The organism is Burkholderia sp. Ac-20392, assembly GCF_017104585.1.
GTDB lineage: Bacteria > Pseudomonadota > Gammaproteobacteria > Burkholderiales > Burkholderiaceae > Burkholderia > Burkholderia lata.
Map to the genome: position 1 here is coordinate 39,311 of NZ_JAAGPB010000012.1, position 22,833 is coordinate 62,143.

The 22,833-nt window shown below is 66.6% G+C and carries 22 protein-coding genes and 1 pseudogene; 11 read left to right on the forward strand and 12 right to left on the reverse strand.

All coding sequences use genetic code 11. The features are described from left to right. Position 1: 1 nt before the first annotated feature. The 3 genes from G3N99_RS03175 to G3N99_RS03185 all read right to left on the reverse strand — a co-directional run bounded on the left by G3N99_RS03175 (position 2) and on the right by G3N99_RS03185 (position 1,662). Positions 2-331: a hypothetical protein gene (locus G3N99_RS03175; RefSeq protein WP_174937177.1), complete on the reverse strand. Its 330-nt coding sequence runs from the start codon at positions 329-331 to the stop codon at positions 2-4. An 81-nt stretch (positions 332-412) separates the two neighbouring features. Then, positions 413-832 carry a tautomerase family protein gene (locus tag G3N99_RS03180; protein WP_174937179.1) on the reverse strand — a complete coding sequence of 140 codons (420 nt, stop codon included), beginning with the start codon at positions 830-832 and terminating at the stop codon, positions 413-415. Positions 833-870: 38 nt separating this feature from the next. Beyond that, positions 871-1,662 carry an SDR family oxidoreductase gene (locus tag G3N99_RS03185; RefSeq protein ID WP_206121633.1) on the reverse strand — a complete coding sequence of 264 codons (792 nt, stop codon included), beginning with the start codon at positions 1,660-1,662 and terminating at the stop codon, positions 871-873. Between the two features lie 159 nt (positions 1,663-1,821). Here G3N99_RS03185 and G3N99_RS03190 point away from each other — a divergent pair, with 159 nt between their 5' ends. Further along, entirely contained in the window at positions 1,822-2,328 is a 507-nt protein-coding gene (locus G3N99_RS03190) for a helix-turn-helix domain-containing protein (protein ID WP_174945836.1), read from the forward strand. Between the two features lie 34 nt (positions 2,329-2,362). Here the strand turns inward: G3N99_RS03190 and G3N99_RS03195 are convergent, their stop codons facing one another. After that, a complete protein-coding gene (locus G3N99_RS03195; protein WP_206121634.1) occupies positions 2,363-2,905 on the reverse strand; it encodes a carboxymuconolactone decarboxylase family protein in 543 nt (180 codons plus the stop codon). Between the two features lie 257 nt (positions 2,906-3,162). On the opposite strand from G3N99_RS03195, the gene G3N99_RS03200 reads away from it, so the two are divergent. The 4 genes and pseudogenes from G3N99_RS03200 to G3N99_RS03215 form a co-directional block, all read left to right on the forward strand. Next, on the forward strand, positions 3,163-3,474 hold the full coding sequence (locus tag G3N99_RS03200) for a winged helix-turn-helix transcriptional regulator (protein ID WP_241011443.1): 312 nt from the start codon (positions 3,163-3,165) through the stop codon (positions 3,472-3,474). Positions 3,475-3,566: 92 nt separating this feature from the next. Next, positions 3,567-4,247 (forward strand): HAD-IA family hydrolase, encoded by a 681-nt coding sequence (locus G3N99_RS03205; RefSeq protein ID WP_206121636.1) that lies wholly within the window; start codon positions 3,567-3,569, stop codon positions 4,245-4,247. 225 nt (positions 4,248-4,472) lie between these two features. After that, positions 4,473-5,642, forward strand: coding sequence for an alpha/beta fold hydrolase (locus G3N99_RS03210; protein WP_206121637.1), 1,170 nt, complete (start codon positions 4,473-4,475; stop codon positions 5,640-5,642). Positions 5,643-5,769: 127 nt separating this feature from the next. Beyond that, positions 5,770-6,735, forward strand: a pseudogene (locus G3N99_RS03215) (D-2-hydroxyacid dehydrogenase family protein); the annotation flags it as partial. A 277-nt stretch (positions 6,736-7,012) separates the two neighbouring features. On the opposite strand, the gene G3N99_RS03220 reads toward G3N99_RS03215, so the two are convergent. The 4 genes from G3N99_RS03220 to G3N99_RS03235 all read right to left on the reverse strand — a co-directional run bounded on the left by G3N99_RS03220 (position 7,013) and on the right by G3N99_RS03235 (position 10,228). Then, positions 7,013-8,152: a patatin-like phospholipase family protein gene (locus G3N99_RS03220; protein ID WP_206121639.1), complete on the reverse strand. Its 1,140-nt coding sequence runs from the start codon at positions 8,150-8,152 to the stop codon at positions 7,013-7,015. A gap of 211 nt (positions 8,153-8,363) precedes the next feature. After that, the gene (locus G3N99_RS03225; protein ID WP_174945822.1) at positions 8,364-8,825 is read right to left on the reverse strand and encodes a cupin domain-containing protein; all 462 of its coding nucleotides are present in this window, start codon (positions 8,823-8,825) and stop codon (positions 8,364-8,366) included. Between the two features lie 94 nt (positions 8,826-8,919). Further along, a complete protein-coding gene (locus tag G3N99_RS03230; protein WP_174986218.1) occupies positions 8,920-9,258 on the reverse strand; it encodes a cupredoxin domain-containing protein in 339 nt (112 codons plus the stop codon). 25 nt (positions 9,259-9,283) lie between these two features. Further along, complete coding sequence (locus G3N99_RS03235) at positions 9,284-10,228, reverse strand: metallophosphoesterase (protein WP_206121640.1); 945 nt, start codon at positions 10,226-10,228, stop codon at positions 9,284-9,286. A 255-nt stretch (positions 10,229-10,483) separates the two neighbouring features. Between G3N99_RS03235 and G3N99_RS03240 the strand changes: the two genes are divergently transcribed. The 3 genes from G3N99_RS03240 (at position 10,484) to G3N99_RS03250 (ending at position 15,264) form a co-directional block, all read left to right on the forward strand. Beyond that, the gene (locus G3N99_RS03240) at positions 10,484-12,073 is read left to right on the forward strand and encodes an inorganic phosphate transporter (protein ID WP_174945817.1); all 1,590 of its coding nucleotides are present in this window, start codon (positions 10,484-10,486) and stop codon (positions 12,071-12,073) included. An 81-nt stretch (positions 12,074-12,154) separates the two neighbouring features. Further along, the gene (locus tag G3N99_RS03245; protein WP_174937205.1) at positions 12,155-13,906 is read left to right on the forward strand and encodes an ABC transporter permease subunit; all 1,752 of its coding nucleotides are present in this window, start codon (positions 12,155-12,157) and stop codon (positions 13,904-13,906) included. 11 nt (positions 13,907-13,917) lie between these two features. Next, on the forward strand, positions 13,918-15,264 hold the full coding sequence (locus tag G3N99_RS03250; RefSeq protein ID WP_174945815.1) for a nitrate/sulfonate/bicarbonate ABC transporter ATP-binding protein: 1,347 nt from the start codon (positions 13,918-13,920) through the stop codon (positions 15,262-15,264). A 27-nt stretch (positions 15,265-15,291) separates the two neighbouring features. Here the strand turns inward: G3N99_RS03250 and G3N99_RS03255 are convergent, their stop codons facing one another. Continuing rightward, complete coding sequence (locus tag G3N99_RS03255; RefSeq protein WP_206121641.1) at positions 15,292-16,170, reverse strand: MurR/RpiR family transcriptional regulator; 879 nt, start codon at positions 16,168-16,170, stop codon at positions 15,292-15,294. Positions 16,171-16,533: 363 nt separating this feature from the next. On the opposite strand from G3N99_RS03255, the gene ggt reads away from it, so the two are divergent. Continuing rightward, positions 16,534-18,285: a gamma-glutamyltransferase gene (ggt, locus tag G3N99_RS03260; RefSeq protein ID WP_174937209.1), complete on the forward strand. Its 1,752-nt coding sequence runs from the start codon at positions 16,534-16,536 to the stop codon at positions 18,283-18,285. 225 nt (positions 18,286-18,510) lie between these two features. Next, positions 18,511-19,839: a dicarboxylate/amino acid:cation symporter gene (locus tag G3N99_RS03265; RefSeq protein WP_174937211.1), complete on the forward strand. Its 1,329-nt coding sequence runs from the start codon at positions 18,511-18,513 to the stop codon at positions 19,837-19,839. Between the two features lie 29 nt (positions 19,840-19,868). Here G3N99_RS03265 and G3N99_RS03270 read toward each other — a convergent pair whose 3' ends face one another. Next, positions 19,869-20,267, reverse strand: coding sequence for a DUF3331 domain-containing protein (locus G3N99_RS03270; protein ID WP_206121642.1), 399 nt, complete (start codon positions 20,265-20,267; stop codon positions 19,869-19,871). 44 nt (positions 20,268-20,311) lie between these two features. Then, positions 20,312-21,604, reverse strand: coding sequence for an NAD(P)/FAD-dependent oxidoreductase (locus G3N99_RS03275; RefSeq protein ID WP_174937215.1), 1,293 nt, complete (start codon positions 21,602-21,604; stop codon positions 20,312-20,314). Between the two features lie 149 nt (positions 21,605-21,753). Between G3N99_RS03275 and G3N99_RS03280 the strand changes: the two genes are divergently transcribed. Further along, positions 21,754-22,407, forward strand: coding sequence for a TetR/AcrR family transcriptional regulator (locus G3N99_RS03280; protein ID WP_174937217.1), 654 nt, complete (start codon positions 21,754-21,756; stop codon positions 22,405-22,407). Between the two features lie 24 nt (positions 22,408-22,431). On the opposite strand, the gene G3N99_RS03285 is transcribed toward G3N99_RS03280, so the two are convergent. Further along, positions 22,432-22,833 (reverse strand): LysR family substrate-binding domain-containing protein (locus tag G3N99_RS03285; RefSeq protein WP_206121643.1); only part of this gene is annotated, 402 nt, incomplete at its 5' end.

The window sequence follows — 22,833 nt, forward strand, 5'->3', positions numbered from 1 at the left end:
CTCAATCCGGCTGAGCCTTCCCCACGATCTCGTACCGCCCCTGCGTCGCATCGACATGCGCGACCGTATCGAGCACGCGTATCACGGGCGGAAAGCCGTACACGCGCTCGACCATCGCCTTGTATTCGTCGCCGTGCCAACGCGCGGCGGCTTCGCGCGTGCGCCACACGTACACGCCGCCGCCTTCGTGCGTTGCCGCGTCGTAGAAGTACCACTTGTGCAGCAGGTCCGGGTTCACGGCCCACTTCGCGGCAGTCGCCTCATAGCGCGCCCGCAGCGTGGGCAGGTCGACGTCGGGCTGCAGCTTGAAGAAGACGATTTCGGTGATCATGGCAGTGCCTCCATTCGCGAATCGCGGGGATGCCTCCGGGGGCTTCCGGGTCAGGCTGCGGGCACCGGGAGGCGCCGTTGCTCAGTACGGCGACGGCCGGTTTTCCGTGCGCCACTTGAGATCGGCCGGCGTGCCGGGCCGCGGCGGGCGCAGCCCCTCGATCGTCCACAGCCCGAACGGCGTTTCGCCGATATGGATTTCCCAGCGCAGGCCGCGCTCGCCGATGAACGGTGCGAGACGCTGGCCGACATGCTGCATGAACCGCGCCTGCTCGGCGGGGTCTTCGATCTGCCGCGCAATGTGGTCGACCCGGATCCGCACGAAGTCGTCGGTCGGCTTGCCGCCGATCAGGAACGATGCGCTCGGCAGCGGCTGGAACAGCACGTTCACGTAAAAGCGCGGCAGAAACCCGTCGTAGAAGCCGACGATGCGCTCGGCGATCTCCAGCTTGTCGGTGTCGGTATAGGCGTGTTCGGGATGGTAGATGTTCCAGAGTGGCATGTGTGTTCCCCGGTTCGTGAAAGAGAGCAGGTGTGGCCTCAGATTGCGCTGTAGCGCGCGGCGGGCTGGCCATCCCGCGTGACGGCGTGAAGGAGGTGGCTGCGCGCGCCGTCGAACTGTTGCCAGGCGCCGAGATCGTGGAGCGTCGGAAAGCACACGGATTCCTCGTGATCCAGTGCGTGCAGCGCGGTGTCGACGAGGGTTTCAGGCGACATGAACAGCGAATCCGGGAACGGCGCGGCTGCGTTGCCGAAAAACTCCGTACGCACCGGCCCCGGCATGACGGCCTGAACCGCGATGCCGCGCGGCGCGAGCTCGGCGTGCAGCGAACGCGTGAAATTGAGCACGTACGCTTTCGAGCCGCTGTATCCGCCCGCGCCGGGTACGGGCATCAGCGTGACGATCGACCCGATGTTCACGATCGTGCCGCGTCCGGCTGCACTGCAGCGGCGCGCGGCCGCGAGCGAGAGCCGGGTCAGCGCGAGTACGTTGACCCGGATCATCGCGTCGACGGCGGCCGGGTCGACCGATGCCGACAGGCCCAGTGCACCGACGCCGGCGGCGTTGACGATGCCGGCGAACTCGACGGTGCCGTCGATCAGCGCCTCTACCTGCGCGACGCCGTCGTGGCTCGACAGGTCGGCGGCGACAGCCTTCGCATTGCAGCCATATGCGGACCGGAGCCGGTCGGCGAGTGCCGCGAGTCGGTCGCGTCGGCGCGCAACCAGGATCAGGTCGTAGCCGCGAGCGGCGAGACGGTCCGCATAGACGGCGCCGATACCCGATGACGCGCCGGTGACGACGATCACGCCTCGATCTTCTTGCTGCATGTTCAAGCCTCCACGGATTGGACTGACAAGGTTTCTCGTAACTCTTATTATCAGAGTAAGTGGCGGGCGACGCGCCGTCAAGCGTTGCCGGATGCGATACGATTACCGCCGCGCGCGCCGACATGGGCTGCGCGTCGAAGTCAGGAAAGGTGATTCGCGATGAAATCCAAGAGTTTTGACGGCATGACCTGTTCGATCGCCAGCGTGCTCGACGCGCTCGGCGATCGATGGAGCACGCTGATCGTGCGCGATCTGGCGCTCGGTCTGGCGCGTTACGACGATCTGCGCCAGTCCACGGGCGTGACCCATGCGACGCTGTCGGACCGGCTGAAGGCGCTCGAAGGCAGGGGGCTGATCGAGCGCCGGTTGTATCAGTCGCGCCCCGACCGGTACGAATACCATCTGACGCCGCGCGGCCGCGACATCGGCATCGTGCTGATGGCGCTCGCGCAGGTCGGCGATGCGTGGGGGCAGGCGGAATCGAAGGCGCCGCCGCTGCGTTTCATGGAGGCGCGCTCGGGGCATGCGGTGCGGCTGGCGGTGGTCGATGCCGAGACGGGCAGCCCGATCGACCTGCCGGACCTGCGCGTGGAGGCCGGGCCCGGCGCGGACGAGGTCATGCACTGGCGGCTCGAGAAGACGCGCGCGCGGCGCGGCGAATCGTGACGCATGAATTGCCGCCGCGCAGCCGGGGCGCGGTTCATGACGGGAATCGCGCGGCGCCCGGTTCCGGCGGCAGGCGCAGCCCGTTCGCGAGGTAGCTGACGGTCCGGTAGAAGCCCGCGAGCATCAGCAGTTCGAGCAGCGCCTCGTCGCTGAAATGCGGGCGCAATGCCTGCCACAGGTCGTCGTCGATGTCGCACTGCCGATGCAGTGTGTCGCACAGCCGGATCAGCAACCGGTCCTCATTGCTCCAGCATGCATCGTCGGCCGAGCCGCGGGCCAGCGAGCGAATCTGTTCGCTGTTCAATCCCGCGGCCGTCGAAAACACGGAGATGTGCACGCCCCATTCATATTCGGACCGGCACAGCGCGGTCGTGCGGTCGATGACGATCTCGCGTTGCCGGATGTCGAGGTGGCCTTTGTCCAGCAGGCCGGCGGCGAAGAACTTCGTGAACAGGCGTGCGTCGCGCGCCAGCGTGGTGAAGAGGCGCAACGGCGGGCGGCCGCGCATGATCCGGTCGAGCGACGCGGCGATGTCGGGGGCGAACGGCGGCACTGCGCATGCGATACGCTGAGTCATGTGAACTCCTTCGTGCTCGTGCTCATGGCGGGTGCGTGCGACTGCTCGCAATCGCCGATGGCGGAGTCGGTAGCGTAGGTGGCGTGCTTTAAAAAGTAAAGCAAGAGGGATGAAAATCCCCTCGACGCTGCGATGCGGCATGCTCACGACATCGCATCGATTCGTTGACGTCACGCGATGGATGCTTTAAAAAGTACAGCATGACCACGCCAAAAATCGGACAACGCGTTCGCGGATCGAAGACGGGACGACCCATCATGGTCGTGCTGGATCTGCTCGGGCGGCGCACCACGCTGCGCATCCTGTGGGAGCTGCACGGCGAGCCGCTCACATTCCGCGCACTGCAGGAAGCCTGCGAAACGAATGCGCGCCTGCTCAACACGCGGCTGGCCGAGCTCAAGGCGTCGGGCCTCGTCGAGCATGGCGAGGGCGGCTACTGCATGACCGCCGAAGGCCGGCGGCTCGAGGCGTCGCTGCAGCCGTTGCTGGGGTGGGCAAAACAATGGGCGAAGCGCGACCCGGACGGGTTCGACGCGGCCGATCGCGAGCAATCCGGTCAGGAACGCTGAGCGATCGACACGATCAGAACGCGGGTGCGCATCGTAATGCCATGCCGGTTCGCGCATCGTGCGCGAGCCTCTTTTGATTGCGGAGTCCTTTCATGTCGGTTCGGGCTGTCATCTTCGATTTCGACCTGACGCTGGCGGATTCGTCCGCCGCGATCGTCGAGTGCACGGAATACGCGTTGCATCAGCTGGATGCCGCCGGCGCGACGCCGGCGCAGATCGGTGCCGTGATCGGGCTGCCGCTGCACGAGATGTTCCGCTCGTTGACGGGCGAAACCGAGCCGGCGCGGGCCGATGCGTTTGCGCGTCACTTCGTGGCCCGTGCCGACGAGATCATGGTGCACGGCACGCGCATCTATCCCGAGGTGCCGTCACTGCTCACGCGTCTGCGCGAGCAGGGTCTCGCAGTCGCGATCGTGTCGTCGAAGTTCCGCTACCGGATCGAGGCGATCCTTGCGCTGAATGAAATGCAGTCGCTCGTCGACGTGCTGATCGGCGGGGAAGACGTGCAGCGTCACAAGCCCGATCCCGAAGGGCTCGTGCTGGCGCTGGCGCGGCTGGGCTTGCCGGCCGGTTCGGCGATCTACGTGGGCGACCACGCGGTGGACGCGCAGGCGGCCGAGCGCGCCGGCGTGGCGTTCGTCGGTGCGGTGAGCGGGATGACGTCGTTCGACGGATGGGCACGCGCGGGCAAGCAGGCGGTGGTCGCGCATATCGGCGAGCTGGACGCGATCGTGCAACGGATGCAGCGCGATCCGTCCGGAGCGTCGGGCTGACGCGCCGCGAGCCTGTCGATCGTCGGGATGTCGATGATCCTGACGATCCTCTTCCAGGGCAGTGCGATCGGCCCACCGGCGGCGGGCGGCCATCCCGGCCATGCGGGGCAACCGGATGCGATGTGGAACCGGCCGAATGAACCGTTTCCCGTAACGATCCGGCGGCGCGCGACGGATTCTGCGACCATCGCCGTTAAAGTCATACCTGCCACTCGATCCGTCGCCATGTCACTCGTTTCCGTTGCCTTCGCCAGCCTCCGGTCGTCGCGCGTGCTGCCGGCCGCCCGAACCCTGTCATCCGCCATTGCGCTCGCGGCCGCTTGTGCCGTGCTCGGCGTGCCGGGCGGCGCGCGTCCGGCCGAAGCCGCCACCCCCACGCAGCGCGAACGCCTCGAGGCGCCGGTCAAGGCCGTCGCCGGCCAGCGCGTGGCCGTCGATACGCCACAGGGCGGCGGGGTGCTGCCCGTCTACGCCGATCGTCCGCTCGACCAGGCCGCACCCGACGTCACACGCGTCTTCATCGTGATTCACGGCACGCTGCGCAATGCCGACGCGTACTACGCATCGGGGCTCAAGGTCGTCGAAAAGGCCGGTGCGGCCGGGAAGGGCACGATGGTCGTCGCGCCTCAGTTCCTGACCCGCGCCGACACGCGCGCGTTTTCGTTGCCCGTGCAAACGCTGGCGTGGACGCAGGAAGGATGGAAGGGCGGCGAAGCGGCCCGTCAGCCGGGGCCGATCAGTTCGTTCACGGCGCTCGACGCATTGCTCGCGCATTTCGCCGACCGCAGCCTGTATCCCGCGTTGTCGACCGTGGTCGTGATCGGCCATTCGGCCGGCGCGCAGTTGCTGCAGCGCTATGCAGTGGCCGGGCACGAAGGCGATGCGCTGGAGCGGGCCGGCATTGCGGTGCGTTATGTGGTGGCGAACCCGTCGAGCTACCTGTATTTCGACGACGAGCGGCCGGATGGGCAGGCGATCGCAGGCGGAACCTGCCCGAGCGCGACGGAGTGGAAATACGGGTTGAAGTCGGCGCCGCCTTATGTCGCGTCGCAGGACGTGCGCGATCTCGAAACACGCTATGTCGAGCGTCATGTCGTGTACCTGCTCGGCCAGGCCGACACGAACCCTTACACCCACTTCATCGACCGCTCGTGCGCGGCCATGGCGCAGGGCCCGTACCGGCTCGCGCGCGGGCTCGCGTATTTCGACTACCTGAAGAAGCGGCATCCTGACGATCTCGCGCAGCAGGTCGTCGAAGTGCCGGGCGTCGGGCATGACGGTCTCGGCATGTTCACGTCCGCTTGCGGGCTGGCCGTGCTGTTCGGGCAGGCATTGCCGCCATCGTGTCCGGTCGTTGCCGGTACGGCATCGGACATGCGCTCGGCAGGGCAGTGAGTGCGCGTGCGAGGTGCGTGCACGGCGGAAATCGATCGATCAGAAAAATGCAGGAATCGGCAAGATAAATTCATTTCCCTGCGAAGCACTCCCGGTTCAGGATGACGGCGTTGCCAGGAGCGCCCCCATGAACATCACGATCCTCGACGATTATTTCGGCACGCTGCGCACGCTGCCGTGCTTTCGCAAGCTGGACGGGCACGCGGTCACGATCTGGAACGATCACGTGCAGGACGTCGACGCGCTGGCCGAACGCCTGCGCGACACGGAAGTGCTGGTGCTGATCCGCGAGCGCACGCAGATTCGCGCACCGCTGATTGCGCGGCTGCCGAAGCTGCGGCTGATCAGCCAGCGCAGCGTCTATCCGCATATCGACATCGACGCGTGCACAGCGCACGGCGTGATCGTGTCGTCGAACCAGCATGCGGGCACGCCTTCCTATGCGGCCGCCGAGCTCACATGGGGCCTCGTGCTTGCCGCGATGCGCCGGATTCCGCAGCAGATGCGCGCGCTGCAGGCCGGCGACTGGCAGATCGGCGTCGGGCGGACGTTGCGCGGGCGCACGCTGGGAATCTACGGCTATGGCCGGATCGGTGCGGAGGTCGCCCGGTATGGCGCCGCGTTCGGAATGAATGTAGTGATCTGGGCGCGCGAAGCGTCGCTGCAGCGTGCGCGCGACGACGGGTGGAACACGGCGCCGGACAAGCCCACCTTCTTCGAAACCTGCGACGTGCTTTCGCTGCACATGCGGCTCGTGCCGGCCACGCGCGGCATCGTGACGGCCGAGGATCTGGGCCGGATGAAGCCGGGCGCGCTGCTGGTGAACACGAGCCGGGCAGGCCTCGTCGTACCGGGCGCGCTCGAAGCGGCGTTGCAGGCCGGCCGGCCCGGGATGGCGGCGGTGGACGTCTACGAGACGGAGCCGTTGCGCGACCCGCGGCATCCGCTGCTGCGGTTGCCCAATGTCGTGTGTACGCCGCATATCGGTTACGTGACCGAGGACGAATACGAGACGCAGTTTTCGGATGTGTTCGACCAGATCGTGGCCTATGCGGCCGGGCAGCCGATCCACGTGGTCAATCCGGACGTGCTCGAGCGCGAAACGGCGTCGATCGAGCCGCTGATCCTCGACCTGCTCGAATGGATCGGGCCTGCCGGGCGGCCCTATGACGAAGTGATCGATGCGTGGCGCACGTCGTGCCCGCGCTTGCCGGTGTGGGAGGAAGCCTGCGCGCGCGGCTACGTGGTGCGGCGCCCCGCGCGTGACGGCGTGGCGATGGTCGAGGTGAATGCGGCCGGCCGTGCCCGGCTTCAGGCCGATCGCGCGTGATCGTGCCGGTGCTGTCGGCGCACGGTTGCGGGGCCGCGTGTCATGCCGGGTTTTCCGAAATGGGCGGCGCGCTGGCGTCGAATACCGTCAGGCCTTCGGTCGGGTCCGTCGGCGTGTCCCACGGACGTGCCGCGATGGCCCGTTGCGCGGCGTCGTAGCCGGCCTGCCGGCGGGCGGCGATGCCGTCCGGCGTGAAATCGATGTCCTTCAGCTGATTGTCGCCGGCGAGCCGCGGCGCCGCGAGCTTGACCAGGTGCATCGTGGTTTCGCAACCCCACGCGGCGAGCCGGCGCACGGCCGGCGACGCACGTTCGGCTTCCGGCACGTGCCGGGCCAGTTCGCGGATCACGTGGCGCAGCCGGTGGATCTGCTGCTGGCGCGCGATGTGGCTGTCGGTGCGGCTCGCATACTGGATGTCCTTCTGCCGCTCCGACACCTGCCAGATGCTCTCGGGTTCGGGGCCGGCCGGGTTCCACATCTGGACGGAGAAGATGATCGAGCTGCGGCGCGGGTTGTCGTCGAGCACGACCTCGACCGGCGTGTTCGAATACACGCCGCCATCCCAGTACGGTTCGCCGTCGATCCGTATCGCCGGGAACGCGGGCGGCAGCGCGCCCGAACTCATGATGTGCTCGATCCCGAGCCGTGTGTCGCGCGAATCGAAATAGCGCATCGTGCCCGTACACGCATTGACCGCGCTGACGGTCAGGCGCGGATGGCCCGCGTTCAGCAGGTCGGGATCGATCAGCGACATGAGCGTGTCGCGCAGCGGCGCGATCCGGTAATACGACGCGCGATCGACGCCGAGGCGAACCATCGGCCCGAGCCACGATGCCGGATTGGGCTGGAAGAATCCCGCGATGCCGCCGCCGATGATCATCAGCTCGGCCAGCGTCCGGTCCCAGCCGGGCAGCAGCGGCGCGGTGTCGAATCGGGTCCGTTCGGTCACACGGCGCCAGAATGCCGACAGTTTCTCGTAGCGCAACGCCGGCGGGTTGCCGGCGATCAGCGCCGCGTTGATCGCGCCGATCGACGTGCCGACCACCCAGTCGGGCCGGATACCGGCTTCGTCCATCGCCTGAAAGACGCCGAGCTGGAACGCGCCCAGTGCGCCGCCGCCCTGGAGGACGAGCACCACTTGCCCGGGGAGATCCATGCGTGCCGGCTGGCTCGCGGTCATGGCTGGCCTCGCTGCGTGTGACGGTGGGTCTGATCCGAACGGATCGATTCAGTTTAGGCGATCGGCGGCGGAGGGCGGCCCGCAGTGCAACGGGCGGCTGCATGTGCTTCGTCAGTCGCTTCCGACCCTCAAGTGCGTTCGGGGTAGGGCGCTTGCATGCGGCGAATCGCGCCGTTTGGGGCCGCGCATCCACCGGCATGAACAGCCGGCGTCACGCGTCCGGGTACGGCGTGCCGTCCTTGTGCAGAAACCGGCCGTCGCGGCTCGGGCTCATCATGTCGATGTCCGGGCAGGTGATCACGTCGTCCGGCGAGCGCGAGCCGACCTCGAGATACACGGCAACCGCATCCGACCGGTTGACCAGGTGATGGCCGTTGCCCGAGTCTTTCGGGAACGCCGCGCAGTCGCCGGCGCGCAGCACGGTTTCGCCGCCGTCCTCGATCAGCACGAGTTCACCTTCGAGCACGTAGACGAATTCGTCTTCGCCGGAGTGCCAGTGGCGTTGGCTCGACCAGCCGCCCGGCGGCACGCGCATCAGGTTGACGCCGACATCGCGCAGCCCGCCTGCGTCGCCGACGCGCTGGCGGATGCGCTGCGCGCACGGTGCGTCGAACGGTTGCGGATAGCCGCTGCCGCGGCGTTCGGGTACGGCGCTGAGGTCGATCCTGGGCATGAGCGGCTCCGTCGGCCACGCGGGCGAATGGGATGGGGGCATTGTAGGCGGCCCGCCGTCCGCCATTCGTCCGCGTGTTGTGTCGTGCGCCGCGTCATTCGACCGTGATGGTCTCCTTCATGTACGGGTGAATCCCGCAGAACACCTTGTAGACGCCCGGCTTGTCGAAGCGGAACGAGTACGTATCGTTCTGGTCGAGTGCGCTCGAGTGAAAGATGCCGGCATCGTTGACGACCGTGTGCGGCTCTCCGTCGAGGTTCTTCCACGTGATCGTCGTGCCGGCCTTGATCGTGGTCGACATCGGCGAAAACATGAAGTTGTGGATCGTCACGAGCGTGGCGTCCGGGCCTTGCGCGAACGCGGCGAGCGGGGCGGTGGTGGCTGCGCTCGCGATCAGGGCCGCGAGGATGCGAGCGTGCTTGAAGCGGGTCATGTCGGTCTCCTTTGGGTTCGGTGCGTCAGGCCAGCGTCGCATCGCGCAGCGACGACGCGACCGGATGGCCGGCGAATTCGACGGTCGTCACGCCGAGCATCGACGGCAGCCGGTCGCGCGGTACGGTGAGCGGCACGGGGCCCGGGCCGTTGCCCGCCGTCGGCTGCGGGAACGCGGTGGAGCGCGCGGTGTGGAACGTCACGTTGCCCTCGACCTTCGACACGATCTGATGGATGTGCCCGTTCAATACGGTGACCGAGCCGAAGCGGCGCAGCAGCGTCATCGTCTGCGGCGCGTCGCCGGTGCCCCAGCCCCACGGCTCGTAGATGGTCCACATCGGCATGTGCGAGAACACGACGATCGGCGTGCTCGACGAGCGGCCCTTGAGATCCTGCGCGAGCCACGCGAGCTGGTCGTCGCCGAAGCTGCCGAGCCCGTTCGGCTTGAAGTGCATCACGTTGACGAGGCCGATGAAGTGCACGCCCGCGTGATCGAAGCTGTAATACCCGCGGTTGTCCGACGCCTTGCCGAACCGGCCGAAATATTCGGCGCCCGAACCGTCGGTGACGTCGTGCTCGCCGGGCACCGTATGCAGTTCCGGCACGCGCAGCGCGGAGAGCAACTGCGACGCGTGATCGAACTCCTCGGGCTTGGACAGGTGCGTGATGTCGCCGGTATGGATGGCCAGCGCGGGCATCGCCGGCATGCCGTTGACGAGGTCGATCGTCTGCTTCAGCGTGGCCGACACGTCGGGGTTCGCCTCCTTGTTGAAGCCGATGTGCGTGTCGCTGACCTGCACGAACAGCGGGCGGCCCGCGTTGGCCGGGAGCGCGTCGCCGGTCTGCGCGAGCGCGAGGTCGAACGGCGTCAGGATGCCGCCCGACAGCGTGAACAGCGTGCCGAGGCCGCCGAAGGCCATGCACTGCAGGGCCTTGCGGCGCGACGGGTTGGTGGGGGTCGATGAAGACATGTGAGCCTCGCATTCGTGTGACGAAACCGGACGGCCGGATCGTCCTGGAATAAACCGGCGCCTTCGCGTGCCATACCGGCGCAGCGGCGGATTTATTCCCGTGCGTTACAAGGTCGAACACCCGTGTTTGCGGCTTGCGCGGCGGTGCAGGTTTTTTGAAGGATGACCTGTCAATGTCTTGTAAGTGACACGTCACATTTACGTCACGACCGACCGATAGCCTGCCACTCCGAGTCACCTCTCCGGAGCCCCTTCATGCCGAATCTCGCGGCAACGGAAACCAGCGGTGCGGTCAGCAACCGCACGCGCACCATCAGCCTCGCGCTGTTTTTTCTGATCATTGCCTGCGGCATCGTCTACGTCGGCATCCATCTCAGCGCCGACCTCAGTCCCGTCAAGGAAAGCTCGGTCCTCCCGTTCCTGCTGCTGATCGTCGCGCTGCTGATCGCACTCGGCTTCGAGTTCGTCAACGGCTTCCACGACACCGCGAATGCGGTCGCGACCGTCATCTACACGCATTCGCTCGACCCGCATCTGGCCGTCGTCTGGTCGGGCCTCTGGAACCTGTTCGGCGTGCTCGTGTCGAGCGGCGCCGTCGCGTTCGGCATCCTGCAGTTGCTGCCGGTCGAGCTGATCCTGCAGGTGGGCAGCGGCTCGGGCTTCGCGATGGTGTTCTCGCTGCTGATCGCGGCCGTCACGTGGAACCTCGCGACCTGGTATTTCGGGCTGCCGTCGTCGAGCTCGCACACGCTCGTCGGCTCGATCATCGGCGTCGGCCTGATGAACCAGATCGTCAGCGGCCCGTCGGCCACGAGCGGTGTCGACTGGAACCAGGCGCTCGGCGTCGGCAAGGCGCTGCTGTTCTCGCCGCTGATCGGCTTCGTGCTGTCCGCGCTCGTGCTGCTGCTGTTGAAGGCGCTCGTGCGCGTGCCGGCGCTGTACCAGGAGCCGAAGGGCAACAAGCCGCCGCCGTTCTGGATCCGCCTGCTGCTGATCCTCACCTGCACGGGCGTGTCGTTCGCACACGGGTCGAACGACGGGCAGAAGGGCATGGGGCTGATCATGCTGATCCTGATCGGCGTGATGCCGACCGCGTACGCGCTGAACAAGGCCGTGACGCCGGACCAGACGAGCACGTTCGTCGCGGTGGCGCGCCACGCGTCGACGACGCTCGTCAAGTATGCGGACCCGGCCGCGCAGTCGGCCGACCCGCGCGCCGACGTCGAGGCGTACGTGCGAACGCACAAGCTGACGCCCGCGACGGTCCCGGCACTGGGCAAGCTCACCGACACGATCGCCGACCAGGTCGCACAGGCCGGCGGCATCTCGAGCGTGCCGCAGAACCTCGTCGACAACGTGCGCAACAACATGTACGTCGCGTCCGAGGCGATCCGGCTGATGGAGAAGGCGAAGGCGCCGGCGTTCTCGGTCGAGGACGCGAGCGCGCTCGAAGCGTTCAAGAAGCAGATGGACCGCGCGACGAAATTCATCCCGACCTGGGTGAAGGTCGCGGTCGCGATCGCGCTCGGCCTCGGCACGATGGTCGGCTGGAAGCGGATCGTCGTGACGGTCGGCGAGAAGATCGGCAAGTCGCATCTCACCTACGGGCAGGGCGCATCGGCCGAGGCCGTCGCGATGCTGACGATCGGGATGGCCGACGCATACGGGCTGCCGGTATCGACGACGCACGTGCTGGCGTCTGGCGTGGCCGGCACGATGACGGCGAGCGGCTCGGGCCTGCGCTGGGATACGGTGCGCAACCTCGTGCTTGCGTGGGTGCTCACGCTGCCCGCATCGATCGCGCTGTCGGCCGGCCTGTACTGGGTGCTGCACGGACTGTTCTGACCCGCGCCGGGGGGCGCGACGTCCGGCCGCGCGATGCGCGGCCGGTCCCATCGATTTTCAATTCAACACAAGACGCTACCGATGGATATCAGTTTCGATCCGAACCGCACCGCGAACGCTTCGGCGTGGCGCGTGCTGCCCAACCGCTGGGATGCCGTCGCGTTTCCGCTGATCATCTGCCTGCTCGCGATGGCGATCGTCGGCTTCCACCAGACGATGGCGCCGATCGGTGTGCTGCAGACGCAGAAGATCTCGCTCGATCCGTCGAACCTGCCCGAATACGCGTTGCGCACCACGCTGCGGATGCTTGCCGCGATGGTTGCGTCGCTCGTGTTCACGCTCGTCTACGGCACGCTCGCCGCGAAAAGCCGCCGCGCCGGCATGGTGCTGATTCCGATCCTCGACATCCTGCAGTCGGTGCCGGTGCTCGGCTACATCTCGTTTACCGTCACGTTCTTCCTCGCGCTGTTTCCGGGCCGCGTGCTCGGTGCGGAGCTCGCGGCGATCTTCGCGATCTTCACGAGCCAGGCGTGGAACATGACGTTCAGCTTCTACCAGTCGCTGCGCACGGTGCCGCGCGACCTGAGCGAAGTGTCGCGCGGCTTTCACCTGACGCCGTGGCAACGCTTCTGGAAGCTCGAAGTGCCGTTCTCGATGCCGGGCCTGATCTGGAACATGATGATGTCGATGTCGGGCGGCTGGTTCTTCGTCGTCGCGTCGGAAGCGATCACCGTCGGCAACCAGACCATCACGCTGCCGGGCATCGGGGCGTATCTCGCGCAGGCGATCTCCGACAAGAACCTCGCCGCGGTCGGCTGGGTGATCGTCGCGATGTCGGTCGTGATCCTCGCCTATGACCAGTTCCTGTTCCGTCCGCTCGTCGCGTGGGCCGACAAGTTCCGGATGGAAAACACCGCGTCGGGCGATGCGCCGCAATCCTGGCTGCTCGACATGATGCGTCGCACGCACCTGATCCATCAGCTGCTCGTGCCGGCCGGCTGGCTGCTGTCGCAGGCCGCGCGGATTCCGCTGCGCTTTCCGTCGATGAAGGGCGTGCGTGCGCGCGGCGCGTCGTCGCGCAGGTCGTCGCGCATCGGCGACATCGTGTGGGGTACGTTCGTGATCCTGCTGACGGTGTACGTCGTGTGGCGCGTCGTCACGTTCGTCGCGACCGGTGTGACGATGGGCGAAGTCGGGCACGTGCTCGTGCTCGGGCTCATCACGCTGCTGCGCGTGCTGGTGCTGATCGCGATCGCATCGGTGATCTGGGTGCCGCTCGGCGTGCTGATCGGGCTGCGCCCGGCGCTGGCCGAGAAGATCCAGCCGCTCGCGCAGTTTCTCGCCGCGTTCCCGGCGAACCTGCTGTTCCCGGTGTTCGTGATCGTGATCGTTCACTTCCACCTGAATGCGGACATCTGGCTGTCGCCGCTGATCGTGCTCGGCACGCAGTGGTACATCCTGTTCAACGTGATCGCCGGTGCGATGTCCTATCCGAACGACTACAAGGAAGCGACGAAGAATTTCCGGATCCGCGGCTGGCAGTGGTGGCGGCAGGCGATCCTGCCCGGCATCTTCCCGTACTACGTGACCGGTGCGATCACCGCATCGGGCGGCGCGTGGAACGCGAGCATCGTGTCCGAGTTCGTGCAGTGGGGCGACACGAAGGTCGTTGCTCACGGCCTCGGCGCGTACATCGCGCAGACCACCGCCGCCGGCGATTTCCCGAAGATCATCCTGGGCATCGCCGTGATGTCCCTGTTCGTTACCCTGTTCAACCGTCTGCTGTGGCGTCCGATGTACGCCTATGCGGAATCCCGGCTCCGTCTCGATTGAGAGTAAGCGCGATGCAAAATTCGAACGTTATCAACGCCCCCGTCAAGACGAACCAGCCGCTGCAGCCGCCGCGCCTCGGCGATGAAATCCTGCGCGTGGAGCACGTGAACCGCGGCTTCAACAAGTCGCAGGGCGAACTGCTCGTGCTCGACGATGCGAACCTGTCGCTGCGCGAAGGCGAGATCGTCGGGCTGCTCGGCCGCTCCGGCTCGGGCAAGTCGACGCTGCTGCGGATCATCGCCGGCCTGATCGAGCCGACCGGCGGCGAAGTGACCTATCTCGGCAAGCCGCTGGACGGCCCGGCCGAAGGAGTCGCGATGGTGTTCCAGACCTTCGCGCTGTTCCCGTGGCTCACCGTGCTGCAGAACGTGGAAGCCGGCCTTGAAGCGCTCGGCGTCGGCGCACGCGAGCGACGCGAACGTGCGCTCGCCGCGATCGACCTGATCGGTCTCGACGGCTTCGAAAACGCGTACCCGCGCGAGTTGTCGGGCGGCATGCGTCAGCGCGTGGGCTTTGCGCGTGCGCTCGTCGTCGATCCGACGATCCTGCTGATGGACGAGCCGTTCTCCGCACTCGACGTGCTGACGGCCGAAACGCTGCGTACCGACCTGCTCGACCTGTGGACGCAGGGCCGCATGCCGATCAAGTCGGTGCTGATCGTCACGCACAACATCGAGGAAGCGGTGTTCATGTGCGACCGGATCCTCGTGCTGTCGTCGAACCCGGGCCGCGTGATCGCCGAGATCAAGGTGCCGTTCAAGCATCCGCGCAATCGTCTCGACACCGATTTCCGCAAGCTCGTCGACGACATCTACGCGAAGATGACCGCGCGCCAGACCAACGAGGCGACGAAGAAGGGGCTGGAGCTCGGCAGCTGGATGCCGCGCGTGTCGACCAACCTGATGGCCGGCCTGATCGAGACGCTCGCGATGGCGCCGTACCACGGCCGCGCGGACATGCCGGAAATCGCGCGCACGCTGCACCTCGAGGTCGACGAACTGTTCCCGATCGCCGAAGTGCTGCAGTACCTCGGCTTCGCGGACGTGCGCGAAGGGGACGTGTTCCTGACGCCGCCCGCGCGCGTGTTCGCGGAATTCGGCACGCAGGAGCGCAAGCTGATGTTCGCGGACCACCTGCTGAAGCACGTGCCGCTCGCCGCGCGGATTCGGAAGGTGTTGAACGAGCGCCCGGGCCATCGCGCGCCGCGCGTGCGCTTCGAGCAGGAGCTGGAGGATTTCCTGTCCGATGAAGCGGCCGAGGAAACGCTCGACGCGGTGATCGACTGGGGGCGTTACGGGGAAGTGTTCTCGTATAACGACAAGACCGAGGTGTTCAGTCTCGAGGATGTCGAGAGCTGAAGCCTGCGCCCGAATGGCGAGCTATCGTCATTCGGGCAAATCCCGCTGACTGATATCCGGCTCGCTCCCCCCAGAGTTGAGATGCTCGATCTTCTCCATCCGCTGCCGCGCCAGTTCCGGCAGCTGGTTCGTCACGCCGATCACGAGTGCTTCGGCGAGCGCGAGCGCCGGCACGTTGGTTTGTAGCATCGCGAACGGCTGCCCCCGGATGCGCAGCACGATCTCCGCGAACTCGCCGATAGGCGAGTGCCATTCGTCCGTGATCAGCAACACGCGCGCACCGAGTCGATGCGCGGCCTGCGCGAACCGGATGCTGTCCCGCTGATAACGGCGAAAATCGAAGATGACGAGCACGTCGCCGGGCCCCATGTCCGCCAGCGCGACCGACGCAAGGTTCACATTCGGTTCGACATACTGAACATGTGGCCGCGCGTACGCGAGGGTGAATGAAAACAGCGACGCGAGCGGCGCCGTGTAACGCCCGCCGCCGCAGAAGACACGCACATCCGGATTGGCCAGCAACGCCACCGCGGCGTCGAACGCCGCCGCATCGAGCCCTTCGATCGTAGTGGCCAGCGACTCGGACAGTCGCTGGAAAATCGCCGCATGGCTGTCGCGCAGGCCCGCGGACGAGTGGAACGCATCCATCCGTGCGAGCGGCGAATTCATCGCCGTGTCGATCTCGCCGTACAGCGCCTGCTGGAACGACGAGTAATTCGGAAAGCCGATCCGGACGACGAAGCGAAACACGGTCGGATCGCTCACTTCAGCCTGTTTGGCAAAGCTCGCAATCGGCCCGAGCCCGAGGCTCGGGTAGCGGTCCAGCAATGCCTGCGCGACCTTCTGTTCCGACGGCGTGAAGCTATCCATCTGGGATAACAGCAACGCCCTGATGCTCGTCCCCATCGGGCACTCCAGCTCTCTGATCTGAATGACAAACGGCAGACGGATGTCTGCCGGCGACTCCACGCATGTTAGCCGATCGACGCGCGGCAGGCCGTCAGCGGCTCTAAATTAGAGGGACGCATCACGCGATCGCCCGACGCCTCATTTTATGTAATAAAACAAACATACATCGAAATGTGGCCTTGGTCACAGTGGCAATAAATTCAGTGATAACCCTAGGTTTTAGCGAAAAAAAGCGAGTGCTATGATCGCGGCCTCGCCGGGATGTATTGTTTATTACATGCCGGATTGGCGGCGCCGACACGCGACGATGCGACGGCGCATCCCGGCCTGGCCCGGTTTATTTGTCTGGAGGATCCCGTCATGAGGCGGCTCGTAGTACTCACCCTGTTGTCGGCCATGAGCGTGTGCGCGTTCGCCGCGTCGGACCCCGCGGTCGAAGCGAAGAACGGCATGGTCGTTTCGTCGCAGCATTTCGCGTCGCAGATCGGCGTCGACATCCTGAAGGAAGGCGGCAACGCGGTGGACGCGGCGGTGGCGGTCGGCTACGCGCAAGCGGTGACCAATCCGTGCTGCGGCAACATCGGCGGCGGCGGCTTCATGACCGTGCATTTGGCTGACGGCCGCGACCGCTTCATCAATTTCCGCGAAACCGCACCGGCTGCGGCTTCCGCGAACATGTATCTCGATGCGAAGGGCAACGTCATTCCCGACGACAGCCTGTACGGCTATCGCGCGGTCGGCGTGCCGGGCACGGTTGCCGGCCTCGATCTCGCGCAGCGCAAGTACGGCAAGCTGACGCGCAAGCAGGTGATGGAGCCGGCGATCCGGCTCGCGCGCGACGGCTTCGTGCTGACGCGTGGTGATACGGACATCCTCGACACGACGATCGACCGCTTCAAGAAGGACCCGGATGCGGCCCGCATCTTCCTGCGGCCGGACGGCTCGCCGCTGCAGCCGGGCGATCGCCTGGTGCAGAAGGACCTGGCCCGCACGCTCGAGCGCATCGCGGAGCAGGGGCCCGACGCGTTCTATCACGGCGAGATCCCGAAGATCGTCGAGGCGGCGGCCAGGAAGGGCGGTGGCCTGATCACGGCGGCCGACTTCGCGTCGTACCGTGCGCAGGACATCGCGCCGCTGACGTGCACGTATCGCGGCTACGAGTTCGTGTCGGCGCCGCCGCCGAGCTCGGGTGGCGTGACGATGTGCGAGACGCTGAACATCCTCGAAGGGTATGACATGCGCAAGCTTGGCTACCATTCGGCCGCGGCGGTGCACTACATGACCGAAGCGATGCGCCACGCATACGAAGACCGCAACACGCTGCTCGGCGACCCGAACTTCATCGACAACCCGGTCGCGAAGCTGACGAGCAAGGAATACGCGGCGCAGATCCGCAAGAGCATCCATTCGGATACGGCCACGCCGTCGGTCGATGTGCAGCCGGGCGTCGGCGTGCACGAGAAGCCGGAGACGACGCATTACTCGATCATCGACCATGACGGCAACGCGGTGTCGACGACCTACACGGTCAACGGCCGCTTCGGCGCCGTGGTCATCGCGCCGGGCACGGGCTTCTTCCTGAACGACGAGATGGACGACTTCACCGTGAAGGTCGGCGCGCAGAACCTGTTCGGCCTCGTGCAGGGCACGCGCAACTCGATCGCGCCGGGCAAGCGTCCGCTGTCGTCGATGGCGCCGACCATCGTGAAGAAGGACGGCAAGGTGTTCATGGTGGTCGGCTCGCCGGGTGGCTCGCGCATCATCACGATCACGCTGCAGACGGTGCTGAACGTGATCGACTACGGGATGACGCCGCAGGACGCGGTCACCGCGCCGCGCATCCACCACCAGTGGCTGCCCGACGAGGTCTACTACGAAACCTACGGCCTGTCGCCCGACACGCTCGCGATCCTGCGCAACATGGGCTACAAGATGGTCGAGCAGACGCCGTGGGGCGCCGCCGAGCTGATCATGGTCGGCCTGCCGGGCACCGAAGCGGCGAGCCGCCAGAGTTCCGGGAACGATTCGTCCGTATCCGGCAACGTGCGGGTCGGCTTCATCTACGGCTACAACGATCCGCGCCGTCCGGCCGGCTCGGCAATCGGTTACTGATCTGGCCTGATCGCATCATGCTGAATCGCTGCCGCCGGCGTTTGCCCTCACGCGAATGCCGTTGCGGTGGCAGCACGTCAGTTCGCGGATAGCCGCGAGCCTGACCGGCGCCGGCGCCCGTGCCCGACACACCGGGCACGACCGGCGCGCCACGCGCGCTTCCAGGCACGGCACGGGATGCGCGCCTTTCATCCGTCAACCTCTTCCCGTGCGTCGAGTTCCGATATGAACAAACGAATGTCCGCGGCAGGCTGGATCCTGCTCGCGATGGCGGCCGGCATCCTGATCGGCTACATGATCTATACGCAGCTGCCGGACAAGCAGTCCGCGGCGGAGATCGCCGGCTACATCTCGCTGGTGTCCGACGTGTTCCTGCGACTGATCAAGATGGTGATCGGCCCGCTGGTGTTCTCGACGCTGGTGGTCGGCATCGCGCACATGGGCGACGCGTCGTCGGTGGGCCGCGTGTTCGTGAAGGCGCTCGGCTGGTTCGTCACCGCGTCGCTGATCTCGCTGCTGCTCGGCCTGCTGATGGCGAACCTGCTGCGTCCGGGCGAGAACCTCGGCTTGCCGCTGCCGGATATCGGCGCGTCCGCGCATCTGGCGACGTCCAAGTTCACGCTGAAGGATTTCGTCGGCCACATGGTGCCGAAGTCGATCGCCGAGGCGATGGCAAACAACGAGATCCTGCAGATCGTCGTGTTCTCGATGTTCTTCGGTGTGGCGCTCGCGTCGCTCGGCGAACGCGGCAAGATCCTCGTCGCGGCGATCGACCAGCTCGCGCACGTGATGCTCAAGATCACCGGCTACGTGATGAAGCTCGCGCCGCTCGCGGTGCTGGCCGCGATGGCGTCGACCGTGGCGATCAACGGCCTGTCGATCCTGCTGAAGTTCGCGGTGTTCATGGGCGACTTCTACCTGAGCCTGTTCCTGCTGTGGGGCACGCTCGTCGCTGCCGGGCTGCTGTTCCTCGGCCGCCGCGTGTTCAAGCTGCTGGTGCTCATCAAGGAAGCGTTCATGCTGTCGTTCGCGACCGCGAGCTCGGAAGCCGCGTATCCGAAGATCCTCGATGCGCTCGACCGTTTCGGCGTGCGCCGCAAGATCTCGAGCTTCGTGATGCCGATGGGGTATTCGTTCAACCTCGACGGCTCGATGATGTACTGCACGTTCGCGTCGCTGTTCATCGCACAGGCATACGGCATTCACCTGTCGCTCGGCACGCAGGTCACGATGCTGCTGATCCTGATGCTGACGTCGAAAGGCATGGCCGGCGTGCCGCGCGCGTCGCTCGTCGTGATTGCTGCCACGCTGCACCAGTTCAACATCCCGGAAGCCGGGCTGCTGCTGATTCTGGGCGTCGATACGTTCCTCGACATGGGCCGTTCGGCCACGAATGCAGTGGGCAACTCGATCGCCAGCGCAGTGGTCGCGAAATGGGAAGGCGAGCTGATGCCGGAAGCGGAAGCCGAAGCGAATGCGGCGCGGCTGGATGCGGAAGCCGAAGCACGCATGAACGAGGCGGTTCGCGATACGGATCGCGTCACCACCGCCTGAAGCGGAATCCCGGGTCGAATCCCGGGCGGTCAGGCCGCCTCGGCGGGGCGGGCCGCGTCGATGCATGCGGCCAGCACCATCGCGGCGGCGTTGCCCGGCGTCGAGCCGAGCAATTGCGGTGCGAAGACACTGTCGCCGATCTTGATCGGCTGCCCCGACAGCGCGCACACGCCACGCTTGCGCGTGGTGAACAGCCGCCACTTCTGATAACCGTAGTGCCCGGTGCACGCGTCGCACCATGAAATCATCACGGTGTCGGCCGTGGGCCGCTCGAGCACGCTGATGGACGGCTTGCTCGTCGCGTCCCACGACGGCAGCCGGTCGCGCGTGACGCTGCGCCGCCGCGGCGCGCCCCACGAGACGGACGGCATGTCGAAGCTGCTGATCGCGGCAACGGTCATGAGCCAGGGCGCTAAACGGTTGTTCATGTCAGTTTTCCTCGAAACGTTACGCGACACCGCCACGCGCGGTATCACGACAGGCGGATGCGCGGCTGCACGCAGCCGTTGATCCGTTCGGCGATCCACAGCAGGGTCGCCTTGGAGAAGCCGTGCAGCGCCTGCTGGTGCCGCCGGTAGAGCATCAGGTGGCTGAACTGCGCGAAACGCCCCTGGATGAAGCCGCCGCGAAAGAACCCGAACTGCCCGAGCGTGCCGAACGCGTCGTAGTCGCTGATCGACACGAGCGCGCCGAAATCATGGAACGCGAATGGCGGAATCGGCTTGCCGTCGAGCCACGCGGGCAGGTGCTTCGCGAGATGCTCGGCCTGCTGCGTTGCGACTTGCGCGGTGGGCGGCAGCGGCCGCTCGTGGCCGTCGGGCAACAGGCTCGCGCAATCGCCGATCGCGAACACGTGCTCGTCGCCCGTTGCCTGCAGCGTCGGCCCGACGACGATCTGGTTCGCGCGATTCGTGTCGAGCCCGTCGAGTGCCTGCATGAAATCGGGCGCCTTCACGCCGGCGGCCCAGACCATCAAGTCCGCCTCGGCGAACGAGCCGTCGCCATAGTGGAAGCCGTTTGCATCGGCGGACGTGACGCGCGTCGACGTCAGCACGTGAAAGCCGATCTGTTCGAGCCGCCGCTGCGCGGACGCGGAAATCCGCGGCGGAAACGCGGCGAGGATGCGCGGGCCGCTTTCGAGCAGCGTGAGCTGCAGCCGTTCGCGCACGGTCGCGTCGCCATATGCCTGGGCCACTTCCAGCAAGCGGCTCAGTTCCGCCGCGAGTTCCACGCCGGTCGCGCCCGCGCCGACGATTGCGACGCGGAACGGCTCGTCGCGCGCGATGCTGCGAAAGACGCGCACCCGCAATGCTTCGTTGAAGGTCTCGGCCTGCTTCTGGCTGTCGATGAAATAGCAGTGCTCGCGCACGCCCGGCACGCCGAAATCGTTGGCCTGGCTGCCGAGCGCGAGGATCAGCACGTCGTATTCGAGTTCGCGTGCCTCGAGCACGAGTTCGCCGTCCTGCGAGCGGATCTCGCCGAGCTGCACGCGACGGCGTGCGCGATCGAGCCCCGTCAGCTCGCCGGGCTGGTACGAGTAGCCGTGGTCACGGGCATGGGCGAGGAAGATCACCTGCTGCTGCTGCACGTCGCGCGTGCCGGCGGCGATCGTGTGCAGCATCGGCTTCCAGATGTGGGTCGGGCTGCGGTCGACGATGGTGACCTGCGCGCGCCCGGACCGGCCGAGCCGCTCGCCCAGGCGGGTGGCGAGCTGCAGTCCGGCGATGCCGCCACCGACGATAACGATGCGTGTAGGGGTTGTCATGGATAAATCATCAAGTGATGAATAAGGTATGATCCTAGCGCTTCCCGGCTTCGCGTGTCAACGGAGCGGGGCAGGTCACCCGGTTTTCGGCGCCGCTAAAGCGGGGCCGGAACAGGGGTATTCGAATCATTCAAGGAGAGCAGGAAGACGTGGCTGAAGTCACTGAGCGCGCGCCGGCCAAGCGGCGTATGCGAGGGCGGCCGCTGGCCGGGGCGTCCGTGGGGCCGGACGTGATATTGCGGGCCGCGCGTCGCACGTTCGCGAAGCGTGGCTACGATGCAACGAGCGTGCGCGAAGTCGCGCGCGAGCTGGGGGTCGATGCGGCGCTGATCGCGCACCATTTCGGTACGAAGGAAACGTTGTGGCTGGCGGTCGTCGAGCAAATCGCCGAGCTGGCCGAGCCGATGTTCGACGCGCTGCGCGCGTTGCGCACGTCGCCGCTGTCGCCTCGCGACCGCGTGCTGCGCGCGATCGAACGGTGTGTCGAGCACGAGTTCGACGAGCCCGACATGGGCATGTTCTTCTCGACGGCGGCGACCGAAGTGGGCGGGCGGCTCGACCGGCTGCAGGAGCGGATCGTGCGCCCGTATTACGACGTGCTGGTTCCGCTGTTGTCGGACGGCGTCGAGGCCGGCGTGATCCGTCCGGTCGATCCGACCGTGCTGTTCTTCATGTTTGCGAGTGCGATCGGCACGACGGTGTCGTACAGCCACATGATGCTGGAGTACACGTCGCTGCCCACGCAGCAGGACGCGTTCCGGAAGGCCGTGGTCGACGTCGCGTTCAACATCGTCGGCGGCTGAGCACGGCGCGCGTGACCCGCGCGGTCACGTCGCCAGCACCAGCCCCAGTTCGCGCACCGCGCTTCGTGCGGTCTCGCGCAGCGCATCGATGAGCGGCGAGGGCGTCCGGTACGCGATCGCCAGCTCGTACGCGAGCGGGCTGCCCGCATCCTTCAGTTCGCAGAACGTAATGCCTTGCGGCTGCATCGGCACGAACAGGCGCGGCATCAGCGCGACGCCGATGCCGCCCGCGACGAGCCCGGCCGTCGTCTGCATCTGGCGCGGCTGCTGGACGACGCGCGGCGCGAAGCCGGCCTGTGCGCATGCCGTCGCGATCAGCGCATGCACGCCGGGCCCGTGGTGCGCGGCGAACATGACCCACGGTTCGTCCGCCAGTTCGGCAAGCGCGATGCGCTGGCGGCGGGCGAGCCGGTGACCGTCGGGCAG

What these genes read in the sequence shown, in the direction of transcription:
- G3N99_RS03235 (WP_206121640.1), bottom strand. Translation starts at nt 10,228, where the DNA reads ATGTCTTCATCGACCCCCACCAACCCGTCGCGCCGCAAGGCCCTGCAG.
- G3N99_RS03250 (WP_174945815.1), top strand. Translation starts at nt 13,918, where the DNA reads ATGCAAAATTCGAACGTTATCAACGCCCCCGTCAAGACGAACCAGCCG.
- G3N99_RS03205 (WP_206121636.1), top strand. Translation starts at nt 3,567, where the DNA reads ATGTCGGTTCGGGCTGTCATCTTCGATTTCGACCTGACGCTGGCGGAT.
- G3N99_RS03175 (WP_174937177.1), bottom strand. Translation starts at nt 331, where the DNA reads ATGATCACCGAAATCGTCTTCTTCAAGCTGCAGCCCGACGTCGACCTG.
- G3N99_RS03180 (WP_174937179.1), bottom strand. Translation starts at nt 832, where the DNA reads ATGCCACTCTGGAACATCTACCATCCCGAACACGCCTATACCGACACC.
- G3N99_RS03210 (WP_206121637.1), top strand. Translation starts at nt 4,473, where the DNA reads ATGTCACTCGTTTCCGTTGCCTTCGCCAGCCTCCGGTCGTCGCGCGTG.
- G3N99_RS03240 (WP_174945817.1), top strand. Translation starts at nt 10,484, where the DNA reads ATGCCGAATCTCGCGGCAACGGAAACCAGCGGTGCGGTCAGCAACCGC.
- G3N99_RS03265 (WP_174937211.1), top strand. Translation starts at nt 18,511, where the DNA reads ATGAACAAACGAATGTCCGCGGCAGGCTGGATCCTGCTCGCGATGGCG.
- G3N99_RS03220 (WP_206121639.1), bottom strand. Translation starts at nt 8,152, where the DNA reads ATGACCGCGAGCCAGCCGGCACGCATGGATCTCCCCGGGCAAGTGGTG.
- G3N99_RS03200 (WP_241011443.1), top strand. Translation starts at nt 3,163, where the DNA reads ATGGTCGTGCTGGATCTGCTCGGGCGGCGCACCACGCTGCGCATCCTG.
- G3N99_RS03190 (WP_174945836.1), top strand. Translation starts at nt 1,822, where the DNA reads ATGAAATCCAAGAGTTTTGACGGCATGACCTGTTCGATCGCCAGCGTG.
- G3N99_RS03195 (WP_206121634.1), bottom strand. Translation starts at nt 2,905, where the DNA reads ATGACTCAGCGTATCGCATGCGCAGTGCCGCCGTTCGCCCCCGACATC.
- G3N99_RS03185 (WP_206121633.1), bottom strand. Translation starts at nt 1,662, where the DNA reads ATGCAGCAAGAAGATCGAGGCGTGATCGTCGTCACCGGCGCGTCATCG.
- G3N99_RS03225 (WP_174945822.1), bottom strand. Translation starts at nt 8,825, where the DNA reads ATGCCCAGGATCGACCTCAGCGCCGTACCCGAACGCCGCGGCAGCGGC.
- ggt (WP_174937209.1), top strand. Translation starts at nt 16,534, where the DNA reads ATGAGGCGGCTCGTAGTACTCACCCTGTTGTCGGCCATGAGCGTGTGC.
- G3N99_RS03270 (WP_206121642.1), bottom strand. Translation starts at nt 20,267, where the DNA reads ATGAACAACCGTTTAGCGCCCTGGCTCATGACCGTTGCCGCGATCAGC.
- G3N99_RS03275 (WP_174937215.1), bottom strand. Translation starts at nt 21,604, where the DNA reads ATGACAACCCCTACACGCATCGTTATCGTCGGTGGCGGCATCGCCGGA.
- G3N99_RS03245 (WP_174937205.1), top strand. Translation starts at nt 12,155, where the DNA reads ATGGATATCAGTTTCGATCCGAACCGCACCGCGAACGCTTCGGCGTGG.
- G3N99_RS03230 (WP_174986218.1), bottom strand. Translation starts at nt 9,258, where the DNA reads ATGACCCGCTTCAAGCACGCTCGCATCCTCGCGGCCCTGATCGCGAGC.
- G3N99_RS03255 (WP_206121641.1), bottom strand. Translation starts at nt 16,170, where the DNA reads ATGGGGACGAGCATCAGGGCGTTGCTGTTATCCCAGATGGATAGCTTC.